The organism is Streptomyces sp. CLV115 (assembly GCF_038448545.1).
Classification (GTDB): Bacteria; Actinomycetota; Actinomycetes; order Streptomycetales; family Streptomycetaceae; genus Streptomyces; species Streptomyces sanglieri.
Genome location: NZ_JBCEWQ010000347.1, coordinates 1 through 1,423 on the forward strand (window position 1 = coordinate 1; position 1,423 = coordinate 1,423).

General features: G+C 74.6%; 1 protein-coding gene. It reads left to right on the forward strand.

From position 1 onward, the window contains the following. The first annotated feature begins 117 nt into the window (after nt 1-117). Complete coding sequence (locus AADR41_RS42065) at nt 118-1,389, forward strand: hypothetical protein (RefSeq protein ID WP_342287745.1); 1,272 nt, start codon at nt 118-120, stop codon at nt 1,387-1,389. Nucleotides 1,390-1,423: the final 34 nt, after the last annotated feature.

Sequence of the window (1,423 nt, forward strand, 5' to 3'; positions counted from 1 at the left end):
CGGCATGTCGGGGCCGGGGTCTCGCGCGTGCGTGGCAGCGTCGCGGCCCAGAACCGGTGAACTCCGGCGCACGGGGTGAGCCGACCGTTTCGCGACCAGCGAAGGGTGATCCCCCAGATGTCCCCCACACCGACCCCGGCCGGGCCGCCTTCCAGGGCCTCCGCACCGGCCGGCCCGGAGCCCGGCCGCGTAACGGGTTCGACGCCCGGCCGGATCGCCGACTCCATCCCCGGCACCAGTCCCACGTCCGTCCCCCTGGCCACGGCCGCGTCCATCCCGGTGTTCACCGCCCCTGCGAGTCCCTCCTCGCCCTCGTCCCCGGCGTCCCCCGGGCGGACCCGGCACGGATTCGCGCTCGGGCTGGCCGCGGCGAGCGTCGTCCCCGCCGTCGTGCTCGGCGGCACATCCGCCGCGCCCGCCTCCGCGGCGTCCTCGGCGACCCCGGTCTCCTCGCCCGGCTCCACCACCGCCGACCAGCAGCCCGCCTGCGGTGATCCGGCGGCGAAGGACTTCCCGATCAGCACCCGCATCCTCGGCGGCCCGGACACGTACGCGTCCGGCGGCGGCTACGGAACCTGGTTCCTGGAGCTGACCAACACCACGACCGAGTCGTGCCGGGCCATCCACCCCGTGCTCGTCCTCACCGACGAGGACCGCAAGCTGACCTCGGACCAGATCCAGCTGAAGTTCTCCGATCAGGCCAGCCCCGGCACCGAGCACCGCGTCACCTGGGAGACCACCGACCTGGACGAGCACATCGGTGTCTTCGGCGGCACGGGCGGCGACTCCTTCGACGGCTTCACCGTTCCCGCCGGGCGCACCGTCACCATCCAGGTCCGGATGGCGTTCACTTCCGACACCAGCCCCGGCCGGATCACCGCCAACGCCGCCATCGTCCAGCGGCAGCACGCGGCGGGCGGTACGGCCGGCAAGCCGGGCAAGGACGACGGGGCCTGGGTCGGTGAGTCCGAGGACTACCCCTTCACCGTCGTCGAGGACAGCGGCGCCGGTGATACAGGCGATACGGGTGACACGGATGTCACTGGTGAGACGGGCGAGGTCGGCGGCACCGGAGAGACTCCGCGCGAAATCCCGCCCGAGACCCGGCCGGACGCGAACCGGCCGGGAGCCGACACAGACGCTGACGCCGACACCGGTACCGACACCGGTACCGACACCGGCACCGATGCCGATGCCGCCACCGACTCCACCGCCGGCCCCCGGCCGCCCGCGGAGGCGGGCCAAGCCCCTGTGGACAGCGGCCGCCCGGAGCTGGCCGCGACCGGCCCGGACGGCCTCCTGCCCGCCGGCTTCACCGCCACCGGGCTCCTGATCGGCGGCGGCGCGATGGTGGTAAAGGCCCGTCGGCTGCGCCGCGCGCACCGCTGAACCGGCCTCGACGGCTCCCCCCCGCCCCTCGCCC